The following is an 18,720-nucleotide window of genomic DNA, read 5'->3' as shown; positions in this document are numbered from 1 at the left end:
GTAGTATGTCCAGATCAATTCTCAAAGAAGCACCCCCTTTGACCAAGTCGGACTGCTTCTCGTTGTTTGCCAGGTTCAAATCGGAATTCGATTTTCCGCTTCATTTTCATGAAGAATATGAATTGAACTTTATTGAAAATGCCAAAGGCGTTAAACGCGTGGTGGGCGATAGTATGGAAGAGATCGATGACCTGGAACTGGTATTGGTAGGCCCTAATATTCCGCATGCCTGGTTCACCCACAAATGCCAGAGCGATAAAATTTTTGAGGTCACCATTCAATTTCACCGCGACCTGTTTCCTGAAACCCTGCTAAAAAGAACACAACTCAGTTCCATCCGCGAACTGTTTGAACAATCCATCAAAGGCATCCTGTTCTCCAAAGAAACCATTCAACGCATTGCACCGCGGTTAAAAGAACTGGAACATAAAACGGGTTTTGATTCAGTAGTAGAACTGATGATCATCCTGAACGACCTGTCTATTGATCCGCGTGCCCGTTGTTTATCGGGTGAGAAGATCTACAATGCAGATTATATCTATATGGACAGTGTTCGTATGGAAAAACTGATCGAGTTTATGAACGCCAATTTTAACCGGCCGGTGCGGTTAGCAGAAGCGGCCACGTTGGTAAATATGGCCGAGACTGCCTTCAGCCGGTTCTTTAAAACAAAAACGGGCGTAACCTTTGTTGATTTCTTAAACGATATCCGCCTCGGTCATGCCGCCCGTTTGTTGATCGACACCAAAGATTCTATTGCAGAAATTGCCGCCGCTTGTGGGTTTATCAATATTTCCAACTTCAACAGGACCTTTAAACGTCAAAAAGGTCTTACCCCCAAAGATTTTCGCCATAAACACGGCAACGTGGGCGAACGCCTCTTTTTTTAATCTGCTTTTACTATCCGGATCGTATGTTTCTTTGGTTGATTGAGCGTATAGATCTCATTCACCAATGCATCTAGCTGCCGCTGCCAGCTGGCACGCACAGCTGCATACCGTGCCGCGCGGTAGTTATCTCTTTTTGATGCAACGGCCCAATCCCGCGTTGCCCTGGAAGCTACAGAATCCATCGCCACCTTGTTATCATTAAACTGCATGCCTATCTCTTTCAGGTAATTAAACTGTAACCAGTAATAAGCACGCAACCTGGATTCAATTGCCATGCGCTCCTCATTCAGCAATAACACCGTCATCGCCTGATCGTACTGCGGAGTGGTTTTTATCAGCGCCAGGTTGATACCAGCCCCCAGTTGTTCACCTGAGTATTTACCAATGGACTTTCCATCTATCAGCAGGGAATAATTACCATTGTTCAATCCATGCACAGTCAGCATTTCGCGGTTCATTTCTTCAGTAAAGGGGATCACCTTTAACGCATCTGCCTGCCGCTGCGGATTCTCCCACATGCGTGAAACTGTATCCTGCGGGAAAGGCAATGAATTAGCGAGGTAATCTACCTGAATGGTACCAGGTGTTACACTTAAACATGTGAGCTGGCAATTTTCAGCGTGTTGTATTTTCTTAGCCGCGGCATCGATCGCTATATCAGCCACCGGTTTACCGGCAAGACCCTGTTGTTTTAAAAACAACCAGGCCATCACAAAATGCCCAGCATTACCGGGATGGATGCGGTCGGAACTGGTGAGTGTAAAGGCAGAATCTTTGCGTTGCTCAAGCAGCGTGATCTCGGTCATGGGATGTAAAAAATCTACAAAGCCCCAGTGATTGTCCTGCGCCGCTTTTTCCTGGAAAGCCGCAATGGTATTCATTGACAGGCTTTTCTTAGGGAAATAGTTCTTGGGGTTCTTCATGGTTTCGTCGTACAACGAAGAAGTGATCATTATTTTCTTTGCCGCGGTATATGCTTTTAACTTAAGGGAAATGGTATCAAAATAGCGCTGGCTTTCCTGCGCTCTTTTCTTTCCGGTTGAATCGCCATTGCCACTCAGGTATTCGAAATAGCCGCTGTCGTTCATGCCAAAGGTCACACAAATGGTGGTAGGCTTTTTTGCAAACACATCGGCTTCGATGCGACCTAAAATGTTTTGTGCCCGGTCGCCCCCGATGCCACAATTGTACACAGTTATTTTGCGACCCGGAAAATGAAGCATATAATACAGCCAGATATACGATTCGTAATAACCGGCCTCGGTAATACTATTGCCTACAAAACAAGCCCGCTCGCCCGCCTGAAAGGGGGATAGCGGTTGTACCTGTGCCTCGCTGTTAGTTGTCAGGCTAGCTATAGCCAGTAAGGAGAGAAAGATTCTTTTATGCATGTTCAAATTTTATGGTTCGGATTGCAAATTGGGGCATAGGTAATGCTACCCAGCGGCGCCCGGTTTTATCGGTATGAATGGGGAATGTCTTTATGGTGCGGCCATCCAGTTCTACCTCCACAGCAGACCTGGCAGTAAAACCCAGGTATACCTTTACCACGGGACTTTTTGCGGCGGCATTGAAGAGTCGTACCTGTAATGCATTGTCAACAGCTGTTACGGAAGACACTTCTATCCCCTGTTCCGTTTGCAGCAAAGAACGCCGGCCATCATCAGCCGCTGCCGTGGTGATCAGTGGTTCATTCCATTTGGTGCCTTCAGCCCACAAACCGGCTGCATCCCACTTACCCTTATGCGGTAGTAAGGCATAGTTTATTTCGGTTGGTCCGTCAATGGTATAATTGCGGTAGAAGATGCCGTTGCCTGAATATTGGATGGTTAACCCCAGCGGAAAATTTTCTCCATGCGTATAGGTGGTGGTATGATCGCTGAACAAGGCCAGGCCGTACTCCCCTTTTCCATCTTCCACATCAACCCAGTTTAACAGCACATTGTTTTTGATACTATCCCAGCGATTGTAAAAGGTATTGCTGAGTTTGCTTTGCGTTACATCGAACGGCGCATTCTTCACTATTCTTTGAGCAGAAAGGTTTACCGGGAACAAGGCCAGCAGTTTGAACCGGTCGTCATAATATGCCTTTCTTACCTGGGTATCCTTCGGTTCATCATAATATTCACCGATGGCTGGGTTGTCTTTCCAATCAATTTTTAAATGGATGTCTACCCGTGGCTGCCCTTGCTGTACTCTTATCGTTTGCGTAAAAGGAGTACCAGCTATGCTGCCCTTTATGGCCAGCTTTACTTCTGCCGGACCGTTCTCCAACACTTCTACTTCTGCTGTTTTATCGGCGCTTGACAGCATGCCGCCCTTATTGTAAAAATTGCCACGCAATTCATTCAACCGCTTGCCTGGTTCTATAAATTCTTTGTTGTTTACCTGTTTGGCAATCCAACTGGTAACAGTACCGCCTTTTGCCGGGTCTATTACAATGCGATACAGATCAGTTTCTACCTGGTACAAGCCGTTGGTAAGCTTGTTTAAGGAAGCTCCTTTTACCAGTGGCAGGGCATTAAGTTGATAGCTAACATAACCCATTGGCGGTACCTTGGCGCGGAACAACTGATCGCCATACCGCACCAACTCGTTACGTTCTGTTGCCGTGGTATTGAATACGCGTACGTAATCACCGGCCCTGCCCGACAGTTGTTGTGTAGCCAGCGTTGTTATGCTGTCGCTGAGATGATTGGTGAAACCCGTCCATTTAACTACTTTGTCGGCCCAGGTATCGTCTTTCTTTCCGTTATAAGGAACAATCCAGCAATCGTGGTGTTGGGACAATAACAAAGTGCGCCAGGCTTCACTAAAGCTGTTTTCCGGCCAGGTTGTCCCTTTCCAGCTGGTTGCCATGGCGGCCAGCTTTTCTGCCTGGAGCATGGCATTCTCGGCATACCGTACCCGTTGTGCGATGCGTTGTAAAACCTGCGCGCCCCACATCAGTCCTACCAGCACATCTTCCTGGGAGAAATGCCAGTCTTTAATAACATGGCCTTCGGCGACGTTCCGGAAATAATTCCGCCAGGTGGTATATTTCGTGGGCACATACACGCCGTTGTTACCGGTTTCATTAGCGCCCCGTAACCAGGGGCCAAAAGACCAGCCGGCATCCTGCAAACACATCCCTACCGGGTGTTGTATGCCATAGGCAAATGCCTTTTGTACATATTCTTTGCTGTTGCCCGAGGCAATGGTTTCCCAAATGGAATGGGGTTTGAAAGCTTCCACTTCATACCGGGGTGAAGTAAGTATCGAACTCCCATCCGGACCAATCCAGTTTACCAGTTCTCCGCCAAAGGCACGGGTATAACCACCCCAGCAGGTATTGGGATTTTTCAAAGAGGCATACTTAAACCCATAGGACTGCAGGATTTGCGGCAAGGCGCTGGTGAAGCAAGGCTCCTCCGAGGAATAGGTCGTGAATGGTATGCCCGGAAAATGCTGCCGCAGTTTTTTTATCCCATAATAAAATTGCCTGATCACGCTTTCGCCGGCAATATTATACATATACGCCTGTCCATAGGCCGGGTTAACATATTCAATACGGGCATTGGCCGACTGATCACTGATCAGTTTTTGAAATGCCGCATAGTTGACTGCATCACGCACGGCAATCGTATCCCACGATTCGGGTTCCAGCTCCAGGTTGATAAACCAGCTGGGATATTGTGCCAGCTTCTCCACCATGAACTTGGTTTGCCACGATGGGATATGCCCATAGATCCCGCCATGATAACCATCGATAAACCAGGCAGTTTGGGCAGGGGCCTTCAATACACAAAACAATAATATAGAAAACAGTAGTTGCTTCATTAATCGGTTTTTGGAGTTGGTTCTGTCCAGTTATCGGTACGGAATGGAATTACAGGCCAGCCTTCGCCGTTATGTAAACTGGTGACCGCGTAATTGGTAAATGCATACCGCACTGCCACCGGCTTTTTCACTTTATCACTCCATACAATGACTTTATCGGCATCTAAAGTGGCTTCAGCCGGATAGAATTGCTGATCGGCGCCAGCTATGAGAAAGAACTTTGGCGCGCTGCCATCATCTGTTTGCAAACCACCAGTTGTGGTACCGGGTTCAAAATGTACAATGGCTTTTTTACCACTCACTTCCAGGTACTGGTATTGCGGCCCGCGCCAAACAACATTCAGTTGTCCGTAAGTACGGTTCAATGCAGTTTTCGCCAACCTTATGCCAATAGGCTTTTTGTTGTGCGGATGCAGGTTCTTTGCCTCGCCCACATCGATGGTGGTGATCATAGCGGTGTTGTTCAATACCGATACTTTTTCCTGCGCTTCGCGAAAGAAGGCGTAATCGGCCAGCGTGGGATCTTCCTTTTCCAGGAAATAAGGCGCTACCTGAACATAATAGAAAGGCAGATCGTTTTGCTCAAAGGTCTGCCGCCAGCTCTGGATCAGCGTTTGTGTAAGTTTTGTATAACAATCACGTTCTTTTCTGTTGGCTTCGCCCTGGTACCAGCAAACACCTCTGATGCTGAAATGCCGCAATGGATAAATAAGCGCATTGTATAATAAATACGGACGCGTTACTTTTTCAAAACTAAAACCGCCATCTATTTTCTCTTTCGATTTCGGACCGTTCAAATAAGGCTGCAGGTACACCCGGTTCAACATAGTATCAGCAGCCAGCACTGGTTGCGGTACGTAGGCCTGCGCGGCAGAAGCGCCAATACCGGAGAAGATAATTCCAACCGGCACATCCAGTCTTTGTTGTAGCTCACGGCCAAAATAATAACCAACACCGCTGAAATCTTTTACCGTGGCCGGACGGCAAGCCGTCCATTTGCCAGAGAAAGAATCATACGGCGTGGCGCTGAAGTTCAGACCCACATTCAACAATCGCAGGTTGGGATAATTAGCCGCCGCTACTTCATTGCCGGCATCCACTACTTCCTTCATACTGAATTGCATGTTCGATTGCCCACTGCACAACCACAACTCCCCTATCAATACATTATTCAACACAGTGGAAGCAACTCCATCTGTTACCTCGATGGTATGCGGATGGTAATCGCCCGGTTGCACGGCAGGAACAGTCACTATGCCTAAGAAATTCCCATCCTCATCAGTCTTTACTGTTACAGCTGTCTGCATCCAGTCAGCACGAATGGACACAACTGAACCAACCGGTGCCTTGCCCCAAATGGTTAGAGGTTTATTTTGCTGCACCACCATACTGTCCTGCAAACCACTGCCCAGTTGCAAATTGGCACACGCAATTACCGGATAAAAACAAACAACCAGTAAGGTCATCCATACTTTTTTCATGGCTACTTATTATAGGGTTCCACAATTAGTTTATAACCGCCGCCCTGTAACAGGGCCGCATCAAATTCAATTTCGATCTTTTTACGTTCGCCTTTGAACAAGGTGAAATAGTTATCATCCATAAGGGCAGGCAACAGCCGCTCGCCGTCGCTTGTTCTTATTGCCTGTACCCGAATGGCAAAGGCAACAGGTGCAGTTGGGTTACTCACCGTTACTTCAATGACCGCCTTGCCATTGCTGTTTACCAGCTTCGATTCATATTTTACTGCTGCTTTCGGCAATTTACTCAGGGCTGTATAATCGGCCAGCTTATTGCTGCGCCAGTAAAAGTTATCAGACACTGTTTTACCCTGCGCATCCGTGAGCAACAGTTTTATAAACTGTACATCGGTAAGGGCCGGCCGGTTGGTATTGTATACTTCCAGATCGTACAGCGAATAGCCAAAATCAGTAGCCCGTTGCAGCCCCTGCATTTTTACAAAACGGGCTTTTACCGGCGTCAATGAGATCTGTTCAACGCTGCCCCTGCCTTCACTGGTGCTGTATACATCTGTCCAATGTATTGCATCGTTCGACACCTGTATTATATAAGCGCGGGCATGGGCTGCTTCCCAATTCAGGACCACGGTTTTTATGGTTTGTTCAACACCCAGGTCAACATATACCCATTCGTTATCTGAATACCCACTGCTCCAGCGGGAACCACTGTTGCCATCTGTAATGGCTGCAGCATCCGGCGCTTCCACCGCACCTGATGAAGCTACAGCACTTTTTTTATACGCAATGTTTTCGGTGCTGAAGTTAAGATCAAAACAGGAAGTAGTGGTGTCAGCAGCAGCTTCTATTGTTGCTGTTTTACCATACTTTGTTTGCACCCGGCCATTGAGGTCATAGATGATCGCTTCCGCTTTTAACCCCGGGTGGTTTTCCAACGTGGTGTTGATCACCTTCACGGAGTTATCAGCATAGCTCCATTGTATATGCAGCGGTTCACAGGCTTTTTTAACGCCCCAATACGCGCCGGTAAGGTCATAATAATAATCGTAGGTCTGCCAAACAAACGAGGGGTAGGCCGACTGGCTCATCCAGGTCATTACGCCTGAGGCATCATTCCACATATGATGCTGCCAGCCTTCGTATAAAGCCTTGTTCGTTTCTATATTTACCAGCTGCGCCTTGCGGCAATAATCTTCAATGCCGGTTGGCACCCCATAACTTTTCACCGCAGCGTCGTAGTTATCGGGCCCTGCATTGGCAGCCGACTTACCAAAGAAATGTTTATCCCACATGGTTGATCTGGGCCAGGCGGAACTATCAGGTATGAATTTCTTAAAGCTCTCATAGGTGGTGAACACCGCCGTACCAATTTCAGTACGAAACCCCCACCCGGCATTTCCGCCAAAACCGCCCGGATATTTCGTAAAGTACCAGTTGGGATGAAAATTGGTCCAGGGGCCGCTGCCCGTCAACGCATCGGAATGCGAATTCGGCTGGTACCAGCGATCGCCGCCATCGAAGGTTGTTACATCTTCGCGTAGCCAGCCATTCAAAGGTGGCAACGGATAGCCTTCATTATCGCCGCACCAAACGGCAATGGAAGGATGGTTCCGCAACCGCTTTATTTTCTCGACCGCATTTTTATTGAACGCATAAACATCATCGGGCAAATTGGGATGCGAATTCAACCAGAAATCATCCCAGATCATAATGCCATATTTATCACAGGCCTCGTACAGTTCGTCGTCGGTAACAGAACCGATCCAGTTGCGGATCATGTTTAAGTTCATGGCACGATGCAGTTTAACTTTTACCTCGTATTCACTACCGCGGCAACGCAGCAGGTACTCACTCATACCCCAGTTGCCGCCACGCACATATACTTTTTCTCCATTGATCTTAATATGCAGCACACCACCTGTTGTATCGTAACTGTATTTCCTAATGCCAAATTGCACCCGTTGGCTGTCGGAAACCCGCCCCCCGGAAGTGTATTTAATAGTGCAGGAATATAAGTTTGGATCGCCATACCCATTGGGCCACCACAGCAACGGGTCCTTTATCTGTAGCTGTGAAAACTTAGCCGCATTAAATTGCAGCGCTGCATGTTCGCCGGCACGCATATGTACGGATTGCTTAACTACAATATTCCCTGGTTGAATAACAGCTGTCAGTTCACCGGAGTCTGTTTTGTCAGACAAATTATTCAAACCCAGGTTCAGCGATAAAACAGCCTGGTTTTTAGCTGGCAACGCTGTGCGTACCCAGGGATCGGAAATAACAACACCACCTGTCACCGACAGGTACACATCGCTTACAATACCTTGTAACAAACCGGGAACCGAGGGCATCCAATCCCAGCCATCACTTGAAATATAGGTTGGGCTGGCGTGATTGGCGATGGGTTTGCCCGGCCAGTAAACCAGTACTGCCAGCACATTCTTTCCTGATGGCGACAATAATTTCGTTACATCAAAATCGCCTCTATCCATAAATCCATCCAGCAGCCCTATTCGTACGCCGTTGAAAAATACTTCGCCCTTTCGGTTGATGCCTTTGAAATGAAGCCGGCAGGTTTTACCCCCTCCCATTGCAGGACTGGCAAACTCCGTTCTGTACCAAAAATTGCGATTGTATTTTTGTTGGTCAACCTGGTAAATATTATCACCGAAATTGGGGTCCTTCTCCAGCCGGGCCTGCACATAAGAAGTAAACACACAACCCGGCACTACGGCGGGCACCCAGCGTTTCGTATCATATCCCTCCTTAAAAGCCTGCACACTGTCCCGGCCTATCTCCGCCTGCGGCGTCAATTTCCATTGGATGCCGGTTGAACTATTGAGGTCTGTCTTTTCCTGTGCTGTTGTTGTTAAAGCGGTCAATAATAAAAGACCGCCTGCCATTCGTGAATAAAAACTAGCCATCCTATTTGGTTGTTAAAGAAAACGGTTTATCTGCGTTCAAAATACCCCGGCCGGTGGCGGGTTTATTGCTCATATCAAAATGTAAAACACCGCCGTTGACGATGTCGGCATGCGTGATCCAGTTATGCGTGTATGCCTTTCCGTTCAGGGTGGCATTGGCAATATACACGTTGCCGGCGTTGTTGTTTTTCGCCTCTATGATAAATTGCTTTCCATTTTCCAGGGTGAGGGTCACTTTGGGAAACAGCGGGCTGCCGATCACATACTGGTCGGTACCGGGGCATACGGCATAAATACCCAGCGCGCTCAGTACATACCACGATGACATGCCGCCCTGGTCTTCATCGCCCGGGAATCCTTTTTCTGTAGCATTGTACAACTGGTCCATCACCGCCCTTACATGCGCCTGTGCCTTCCAGGGCTGCCGGGCATAATTGTACAGGTAGATCATATGTTGAATGGGCTGGTTACCGTGGGCATATTGTCCCATGTTGGCCAGCTGCATTTCTTTCATTTCATGAATAATACCGCCATAAGTTCCGGGCTTTATGGTATTAGGCAGAGAGAAAACTGAGTCAAGTTTGGCAGTGAATTTTTGTTCACCCCCCATCAGGTTGATCAGTCCCTGCACATCGTGAAAGACCGACCAGGTATAATGCCAGGCATTCCCTTCCGTATATGGCCCGCCCCAGTCGAGCGGATCGAACTGCGGCGCCCATTGACCGTTCATTTGCCGGCCACGCATAAAGTTGGTAGCTGGGTCAAATACATTCCGGTAATTGTACATCTGGCGGGCAAACACGTTGGTATAAAAGCGGTTGCCCGTTTTAGATGCCAACTGCCAGGCGCAAAAGTCGTCATAGGCATATTCCAGCGTTTGCGCTGTAGACCCCTGCGATTCGGGATAGGTTACATAACCCAGCTGGAAATAATCCTTCCAGCCCTGGCGCCCATTGGCGCCACCCCAGGGACCTTTGTTGGTAGCTTCGTGATAATAAGCCTTTAAGGCCGAGTCGGCACTAAAGGGGCGAATACCTTTTACCCAGGCATCCGTTAACAGCGAAATGGCATGGTTACCCAGCATACCGCCTGTTTCGGAAGGAAATGACCAGGCGGGCAGCCAGCCACATTGTTGCTGTGCTGCCAGCAGGGCTTGCATATACTGCCCTTCCATGGTTGGGTGCAAAATGGTATTGAGCGGGAACTGGGAACGAAAGGTGTCCCAGAAACCATTATCGGTATACATATAGCCATTGTGAATGGCGCCGTCGTAAGGACTATAATAAACAGGTTGTCCCTGTTCGTTATATTCGAAGAACTGGTGCGAAAAAAGGTTGGCCCTGAACAGACAGGAATAGAATGTAGCTTTCTGTTCTTCTGTTCCCCCTTCTACCAGCACGCGGTGGAACAATTTGTTCCAGACCTGTTGCGCTGCCTGGCGGGTATCATCGACACCTGCATACTTCCCCAGCTCCCGCTGCAGGGTGATGACTGCCTGTTCGGGACTGATATAGGAAGAAGCGATCTTTACCTGCACTACAGCGCCTTTTGGGAATTGCAACCAGGCGCCGGCGCCTTTGCCTTCTCTGTGGGTACTGTCGGTAAGGATGGTATTTTTTTCATTCTCCCAGGTACCGTAACGCACAAAGGGCTGATCAAATTCCAGCACAAAATAATTGCGGAATTGGGCGGGCGTCCAACGGGCATTGTTCACCCAGCCGCTTATACGGCGATGACCGGCATCGATGTTCACGCCGCTTAGCTGCGTATAGCCATCCAGCACCAGGTAACCTTCGGCCGTTTGCGGATATGAAAATCGCATGGCCGCACCGCGTTCCACCGGAGTGATTTCAGTAGTTATTCCATTGTCGAATGTTACTTTATAATAATCCGGCCGGCCGGTCTCCTTTTCATGATGAAAGGCTGCCGCCCTTTTGTTCTCATCCACTACCAGCGTACCGGCAACCGGCATCAGGGTAAACACGGCATAGTCATTCACCCAGGGGCTGCATTGATGGGTTTGACCAAACCCACGGATGGTAGTAGCGCTGTATTGGTATTTCCAGCCATCGCCATTCTTCCCTGTTTGCGGGCTCCAGGCATTCATGCTAAACGGAAGCGCAGTAGTAGGATACGTATTGCCGTAACTGCAACCAAAATCTGAGGCCGTGCCCTGCAGGGTGTTCGCATATTTCACCAGGTCGTCAGTTGTTTCAACGCCCCAATGTTTGTTAGGCGCCGGCCCCATCTCCAGTTCCAGCACCCCGCCTGCAGCTATATCGGCATGATCGAGAAAACAATTATTATAGGGTTTTCCATTCAGCCAGGCACGCTGGATGTATACATTCTTTGTGCTGTTATTTTTGGCTATCACCGTAAAGGTTTTGCCTGTTGCATATTGCGGGTCTAACTGCATTTCAATTTTAGCGAACACCGGACTGGTGATCTCATACCGTGTTTCACCGGGACATACGGGATGAATGCCCGATGCCGCGAGCACATACCAGGCCGACATTTGCCCCACATCTTCATTACCCACGAGCCCCTCTACTTTGTTATGATAAGCGCGGGCGCAGATCTTGCGGCTCCACTCCTGCGTTAGCCAGGGTGCGCTGAGGCGATTAAAAAGAAACGGCACATGATGCACCGGTTCATTCGCATGATTGTAGTAATCGTTCCATAAAAGGTCTGCGGGGGCATTGTTAAAGAAATGCAGCAGGTCGGCGATCACGCTGTCGCGGCCACCCATCAGTTGTACCATCCCCGGTACATCGTGCGGCACAAACCAGCCCTGTTGATAGGGATTGCTTTCTACGGTGCCATAGAATTGTTTCAGGCGGCCTTCAGCTGGCCAGTCTTCCCAACTGCCATCTGCCTTACGTGGCCGGAACCAGTTCTTCGATACATCAAACACGTTCTTATAACTCTGCGCCCGTTGCGCATATTTACTTTCGTCATCCTTCTTTCCCAGTGCTGCTGCCAGGCGCGACAAACACCATTCCGAATAGGCATTCTCCAATGTATTGGAAATAGGAAATGGGGAATTGCCATAAGAATTACGACGGTTGTCTTCCGGCTCGGTGCTGAAGGTCCAGCCCTTATCACCATTCCCAAATCGTTCACAGCTATTTCGGGCATAGGCATACGCTTTCGCCATATCGTAATTCCTGATGCCTTTTGCATAGGCATCGGCCAGCACTGATACGGCCGGGTTGCCGATCATACAACCTGAATAGGCATTCAGTAATTCCCAGCGTTCAAAATAATGCCGGCCGGTTTCATCGGCCAGGTCGGTCAATGAACGCAGCAGGTCATTCACCAGCGACGGATTGATAATAGTTTGTAAAGGCATCTGGCTGCGGAACACATCCCAACCGCTGAAGACAGTACGGCGGGTTTGAGCGGCAGCACCGGTATGTATCTTTCCATCACCACCGGTAAAGGCGCCATCCACATCCGATACAATGCGGGGATCGATCATGGTATGGTATAAGGCCGTATAAAAGACCGCCCTTTCTTCTTCGGTACCCCCTTCTATTTTTATTTTTTCCAGCGCCTGGTTCCATTGCGTGCGGGCATTGGCATGTACTTTATCAAAGTCCCAGCCGGTGATCTCCTGTTCCAGGTTCATTTTCGCATGCGCCACATCGGTAAAGGAAATACCGGCCTTCATCAGTACCTGTTCATTTTCTTTGGTAGCGAATTCGGTAAAGAAACCGAGGTGTTTTCCTTTTTGTTCCCGCGGTTGTTTGGTGATGCCATTGGTGGCCGCAGCGGCAATCTGTTGCTGGTACCGCTGGCTTTCGATATCTTCTCTTTTGCGTGTCCAGTCATCGGGAATAGCAGCACTCCAAACGCCGTATTGTTTTAACGGTTTGCTGAATTGAGCATAGAAGTAAACGGTATAGTCTGCATGGCCTTCGCCATTGCCCCAGCCACCGCCATCGGGGGTGCATTTCATCCAGCCCTCGATGGTATGCTCATCAACCACCCGCACATATTGTTCCGTTGAAGTGCCCCCTACCCTGCGCGCCAGATCGATCTGGATGCGTGAACGGTCATTGGCGGGAAAGGTAAAACGCAACATCCCACTGTGCGGTGTAGCCGTCATCTCCGCTTTTACTTTGTACTTCGACAATACTACTTTGTAGTAACCGGGACTGGCAGCTTCCGATTGCTTGGTAAAAGCCGACCGGTACCCTTCTGCTTCATGATCAGGCCGGCCGGCCGATGTTTTTAATGGCCCGGTAGCCGGCATCACTAAAAAATTACCGAGGTCGCCATACCAGCCTATACCACTTAATTGCGTAAAAGCGAACCCTTCAATGGAAGTATGTTCATAGCTATACCCTGAACCATTGTCGCCGCCCGTTATTGTATTCGGGCTCACCTGCACCATGCCATACGGCGTGGTAGCGCCGGGGAAAGTTTTTCCTAACCCATGGCTGGCACCTGCTTTATCGATACTGGTGCTGGCGCCAATAAAAGGATTCACATACGACACGGGTTGTCTTAATAACTGCCCAGCGCCTGATAAGGTAGTTAACAACAGGGACGCCATTAAATATTGTCTCTTTTTGTTCATATAATATTAACCGAAAGATTAAATTTTTGTCCTTCGAATAAGGCCAGGCTATAAGCTTCAAGCCGTAAGCTTTAAGCCATCGCGGCCAGGTTGCCTTTGTAAAGCATGCTGCCTGCCTTTGCTTACCGCTTACAGCTTATGGCTTACAGCTAAAATCCCAGCTGTAATCCAATGTTTATTACGCGTTGTGCCAGGTAGGCATCACCCGCGGTATTGCTGGCCACCTCGGGGTCGGCCTGGTATTTCTTGCTTACATTGCTCCACGTAGCAAGGTTATAGGCGCTGAGGTACAGGCGGCCATTATTCATTTTTAAGGGCAGCCACCGGCGTGGTAAAATATAACTCAGCTCCACTGTTTTAAGGCGGATATAATGCGCATTGATCACCCAGAAATCGGAGTTATATGCTCCCGGGCTATTGATGGTAGTTGGATTGGTAGTCAACCGCGGGAACCGCGCAGTAGCTGCCGTGGCGGGTGTCCACCGGTCCTCATGCAACGGCTGAAACTGTCCTTTGAATGGTTCGATGGCGGTACCGGTGAGCCCCAGGCTATAGCCAAAGGCGCCCTGGAAAAGCACGCTGGCATCAAAACCCTTGTACCCGATCTTTATCGGTAAACCAATGGTTGTATTAGGAAGGTTAGGCTTGCCAATATTGGTGATATCGTTCTGATCAATAATGCCATCGCCATTCAGGTCTTTGTATTTCAGGTCACCCGCCTGTAAAGTTCCCGAGCCAACGGGTTTGGCAGCCTTGGGATCGGCTATGTCATCTTCGCTGTAAAATCCATTGAATAAATAACCCTGCGGCTGGTTAATGGAATGACCTGTTTTTGCCAGCCAGGGAAACCGCGGCGAAGCTTCCGCCATATACAGGATCTTGTTCTTTGCGTATGACCATACCAGTCCTACGCTGTATTGCACGTTTCCTATTTTGTCGTGGTAGTTGAATGTTTCCTCCCAGCCCCTGTTCACCGTAATACCCACGTTGGTGGGTGAAACGCCTATACCCGCAATCAATTGTATATTACCCGGTGTTACCAGCTGGTCATAGCGGTACTCATGAAAATAATCGGCCGACAATGATATTTTATCATTGAACAGGTTCACGTCTAAACCGGCATCAAACTTCTTTGCTTTTTCCCAGGTAACATTTTTCGTACCCAATGCGCCTTCATAAATAGTACCCGCGCCCTGGTTGTTTTGTCCAAAGCTGTAGCCACCGCCCTGGTTGTACACCTGGTTGTAGAGATATTGATTGCCCGGCGCCACATCGGAACCCACTATGCCATAAGTGGCGCGTAACTTGAACAGGCTGAAAGCCGGTAACAGTTTGTCGAAAAATTCTTCTTTGGCCATGTTCCAGCCTACACCCACTGCGGGGAAGAACCCATTTCGTTTGCTGGCCTGAAAACGGTCTGATCCATTGAACGCGCCGTTAAAATCGATCAGGTATTTTTGTTTGTAGTCGTACCCTACTTTTAATGAATAACCGCGGTACTTATGCGGTACCTGGCCAACAACCGGGAAAAAGCCGGTATTATCTACATCTACCCGGTAACTTTCCTGGTTCCATAACAACAGTCCCGAGAAATGGTGATCGGCAGCAAATACGCGATCATAATTCAGGTAAACCTGTACGTTGGTACGCTGGTTGTCGATGTCGGTATTGCCCAATGTTCTGTAAGTACCATAGGTATAACCACCGGTACTTACGCCGGTATTCAGGTGATAGCTGTTATCTCTCGGATCGTAATGATAGCTTGGCGGAAATGTCCTGAACAGGGTCAGGTTGTTTTGTTCCACACTTGCATAAGCCAGGCGGCCGGTGAGCGACAGGCCAGGCGTAATATCATCGAGCTTTTCTGTAAAACCTAACAAAACATTGTAATCGGTACGGCGATCGCGTTTATATCCCTGCGATGCCAGTTGCGCGTTGATGGTAGGCAACTGCTTTTCCGTATCATACGCATAAGCCCAGCTGCCGTCGGGATTGATAAAAGGCGCTGAGTAAGGATGTATTTTGGAGAAGTCGTAAATATTGCTGATCACATCCATCGCATATGGCTGGTTGATATCGCCAAAACGTACGGTAGCATCCAGCCGCACGGTCAGGTTTTTGGTAGCCTGTATATCGAGGTTCGAACGGACATTATACCGTTTGTAAAAGTAGTTGCTGTTTACGCCATCGGTATTGGTGGAGAAATTCCTGATGCTTCCGCTTTGCGAAAAGGCGCCGCCGGAAATAAAATACTTTACATGGCTGGTACCGCCAGAGATATCGAGATTGCTGTTTCCCTGTAATGAATAAGGCCGGTTGATGGCTTTATACCAGTTCACATCGGGATGGCCATAAGGATCATTGCCTGTTTTAAAAGCATCCAGATCGGCCTGACTGAAGACCGGGGTAAGGCCATCATTGGTATAGGCTTCGTTCACCAGTTCGGCCGTATGGTACGAATCGAGGAACTTAGGTGTTCTTACCGGCGCCTGCGCGCCGCCTTCCATCCGTACATTGAATTTTGGTTTGCCTGCTGCACCACGGCGCGTAGTCACTACCAATACGCCATTGGCACCTTTAATACCATAGATGGCCGTGGTGCTGGCATCTTTTAAAATAGAAATGCTTTCGATCTCATTTACATTTATCTGTGCCAGTTGCTGGTAGGTATATTGAATATCATCAACCACAATCAACGGCTGGTTGCCATCGGGGTTCAGGGAGCTAACGCCGCGGATAAAATAATCGGAGGCGTCTTTACCCGGCTGACCCGAACGTTGCTGGGTAAAAAAACCAGGCAGTTTACCCGCCAGCGCATTCTGTACACTGGAAGTAGGTACGTCGCGGATCTCTGCCGCATTGATGGAACTAACGGCGCCCGTATTCGTAATACGTTTCTTTTTACCAAAGCCAACGACCACCATCTCTTCCATCCCCTGTACCGATTGTTGCATTATTACTTCTATCTCGTGGTCCTTTTTAACGTTCACCTCCTGTTGCTGGTAATTGAGGTAAGAAAAAACCAGCACGCCGGAATTACCGCGTAAGATGATCCTGAAATGGCCGCGGCTATCGGCTGCCACTGCATTGCGCGACTCCTGCTTTTCGGCAACGGTTGCGCCCGCCAATGGACCGTTGGCATCTTTCACTGTACCGGTTACCACTTTATCCTGCGCCACAGCAAGACCGGGAAGAAAAAGAACAGCTATTGAAAATAGAACGACAAGCTTGTTCATATAATTAAATTAGGTTGTTAGTATTGGTTTGTTGTTACCAAAGCGGGTTTTGTTGCATCTGGCTGTTCCTGATCACTTCACTATAGGGAACAGGATACAGGTACATCTGCGGATCACGGAAAACAGTTGTAAGCACCGGGATGGGATTGTAAAACAATTGTCCGCTGCTGGATAATTGCAGGTCTAATCCGCGCAGGGGGGCATTGTTATATACCGGCCCTGCTATTTTCCAACGGCGAATGTCCCAGTAGCGTTGTTCTTCAAATGCCAGCTCTACCCGCCGTTCATTGCGAAGAAAGGTGCGCATATCTTCCTGGCTCATTCCCTGTGGTACTCCATAGGTATTGCCGGCATCGGTCAATATGCCTGCTCTTTTTCGCAATGCATACAACACATTGTATACTTCCGTAGACGGACCGGAGAACTCGTTGAGCGCTTCTGCATAATTCAGCAACACACCGGCATAGCGGTAATATACCCAGTCGTGGTACATACCCGAATAAGAAGGGGGGGTGTTATTCACACTTTCAAAGGCGCCCATAAACTTGCGCAGGTAGTACGAAGTTTTTGTTTGCTGTACAGTACCGCCTGGTTTGTCGAGCCCGCCATTATATGTTTGCACCTGTCTGTTCAGCCATAACGAGCCATTGTGAAATACAGTTAAATTCAACCGGGGATCACGGTGAGCGTACGGATCATTCACATTATAATGCGCGGCAGGATCCGTGATGGCATATCCGGAATCGGAACCAAAAGCATCAACCAGGTTCTGGGTTGGACTGGTAGCCCCATTCCCACCGGCCGATGTATACCCCACCGGCGCATTCGATGATTCTACCTTGTTATCCGGTGTACCAACCTGCATCCAGCAAATGATCTCGGTATTGTTGCCCACTGGTGCTGCCTGGGTAATGAACACATCGTTAAAGTTGGGCATCAGTTTGTAAGCGCCCTCATCGATAATGGCTTTGGCCGCATCGGCAGCCAGCTTCCAGCGGTTGAGATCATAACCGGTATAGCCGGTGAGTTCATTGCCGCCCTCGATATTGCCCCCGTTAAACAACGGGCTTGCAGCGTACAACAACGCCTCTGCCTTCAAAGCCATGGCAGCGCCCCGGGTGATACGCCCATAGGTATTGGCCGTAACCATGGCGGCTGTACGCAGACTGTCTTTTATATTATCGCATTCGCTGACGATATAATTGATACAATCACCAAAAGAAGCACGTGGCAGTTGCACGTTATCTGTTATCTGGCGAATGGAATCACCCAACAATGGAACACCCCCATACCGCTTTACCAGTTGGAAATACAACCAGGCCCTTAAAAAGCGGGCTTCGCTGCGATAGGCGGCTCGGGCCGGCTGGCCATTGGGCAGCTTTTCGATCATCGGCACGCGGTTAATGTTTACGATAAAAACAGTGGCATTACGAATAGCGGTATAGTTACGCGACCACATATCATCGGCATTGGTGAGTGTTGCAGAATAAGCACCGGTTGCTATTCCCTGCACCGCAGGAATGCCGGAGGCGGAAGCCACTGCATCATCGGAAGCTGCATCGAGGTAATTACCACCAATTCTGTTGTGGCCATTATAAAATGCCTGCTGATAAGTGGTAAGCAGGTAGGTCATAGCCTGTTTACCCAGCGAATCGCGGGGATCAAAAGCAAGGTCAGGCGTTATTTGCTGCCCCAGCGGAACGCTTTCATATGTTTTACGGCAAGCACTGAACAGAGAGCCAACCAAAAACAGTACAATAATTATATAAAGTAGTTGCTTCATGTTGT

At 48.8% G+C, this 18,720-nt stretch carries 8 protein-coding genes; 1 reads left to right on the top strand and 7 read right to left on the bottom strand.

Features of this window, described 5'->3' with window-relative positions; all coding sequences use genetic code 11:
* Positions 1-5: 5 nt before the first annotated feature.
* Entirely contained in the window at positions 6-890 is an 885-nt protein-coding gene (locus tag BMX95_RS11280) for a helix-turn-helix domain-containing protein (protein ID WP_081204558.1), read from the top strand.
* Here the strand turns inward: BMX95_RS11280 and BMX95_RS11275 are convergent.
* The 7 genes from BMX95_RS11275 to BMX95_RS11245 form a co-directional block, all read right to left on the bottom strand.
* Complete coding sequence (locus tag BMX95_RS11275; RefSeq protein WP_081204557.1) at positions 887-2,281, bottom strand: SGNH/GDSL hydrolase family protein; 1,395 nt, start codon at positions 2,279-2,281, stop codon at positions 887-889. The two genes, BMX95_RS11280 and BMX95_RS11275, sit on opposite strands and share 4 nt — an antisense overlap.
* A complete protein-coding gene (locus tag BMX95_RS11270) occupies positions 2,274-4,709 on the bottom strand; it encodes a glycoside hydrolase family 38 C-terminal domain-containing protein (protein ID WP_081204556.1) in 2,436 nt (811 codons plus the stop codon). The genes BMX95_RS11275 and BMX95_RS11270 overlap by 8 nt, the downstream gene beginning before the upstream one ends.
* Positions 4,709-6,190, bottom strand: coding sequence for a sialate O-acetylesterase (locus BMX95_RS11265; RefSeq protein WP_081204555.1), 1,482 nt, complete (start codon positions 6,188-6,190; stop codon positions 4,709-4,711). Before BMX95_RS11265 ends, BMX95_RS11270 begins: the two co-directional genes overlap by 1 nt.
* Positions 6,191-6,192: 2 nt before the next feature.
* On the bottom strand, positions 6,193-9,111 hold the full coding sequence (locus tag BMX95_RS11260; RefSeq protein ID WP_081204554.1) for a galactose-binding domain-containing protein: 2,919 nt from the start codon (positions 9,109-9,111) through the stop codon (positions 6,193-6,195).
* A gap of 1 nt (position 9,112) precedes the next feature.
* Positions 9,113-13,696, bottom strand: a complete 4,584-nt coding sequence (locus BMX95_RS35470) for a GH92 family glycosyl hydrolase (RefSeq protein ID WP_081204553.1) — start codon at positions 13,694-13,696, stop codon at positions 9,113-9,115.
* Positions 13,697-13,845: 149 nt separating this feature from the next.
* Entirely contained in the window at positions 13,846-16,932 is a 3,087-nt protein-coding gene (locus tag BMX95_RS11250; protein ID WP_081204552.1) for a SusC/RagA family TonB-linked outer membrane protein, read from the bottom strand.
* 34 nt (positions 16,933-16,966) lie between these two features.
* Positions 16,967-18,715, bottom strand: coding sequence for a RagB/SusD family nutrient uptake outer membrane protein (locus BMX95_RS11245; RefSeq protein ID WP_081204551.1), 1,749 nt, complete (start codon positions 18,713-18,715; stop codon positions 16,967-16,969).
* Positions 18,716-18,720: the final 5 nt, after the last annotated feature.

The organism is Niastella yeongjuensis (genome assembly GCF_900110245.1).
GTDB classification, from domain to species: Bacteria; Bacteroidota; Bacteroidia; order Chitinophagales; family Chitinophagaceae; genus Niastella; species Niastella yeongjuensis.
Note: the sequence above shows the minus strand (reverse complement) of the source record. Positions and strands in the feature narration are given on the sequence as shown.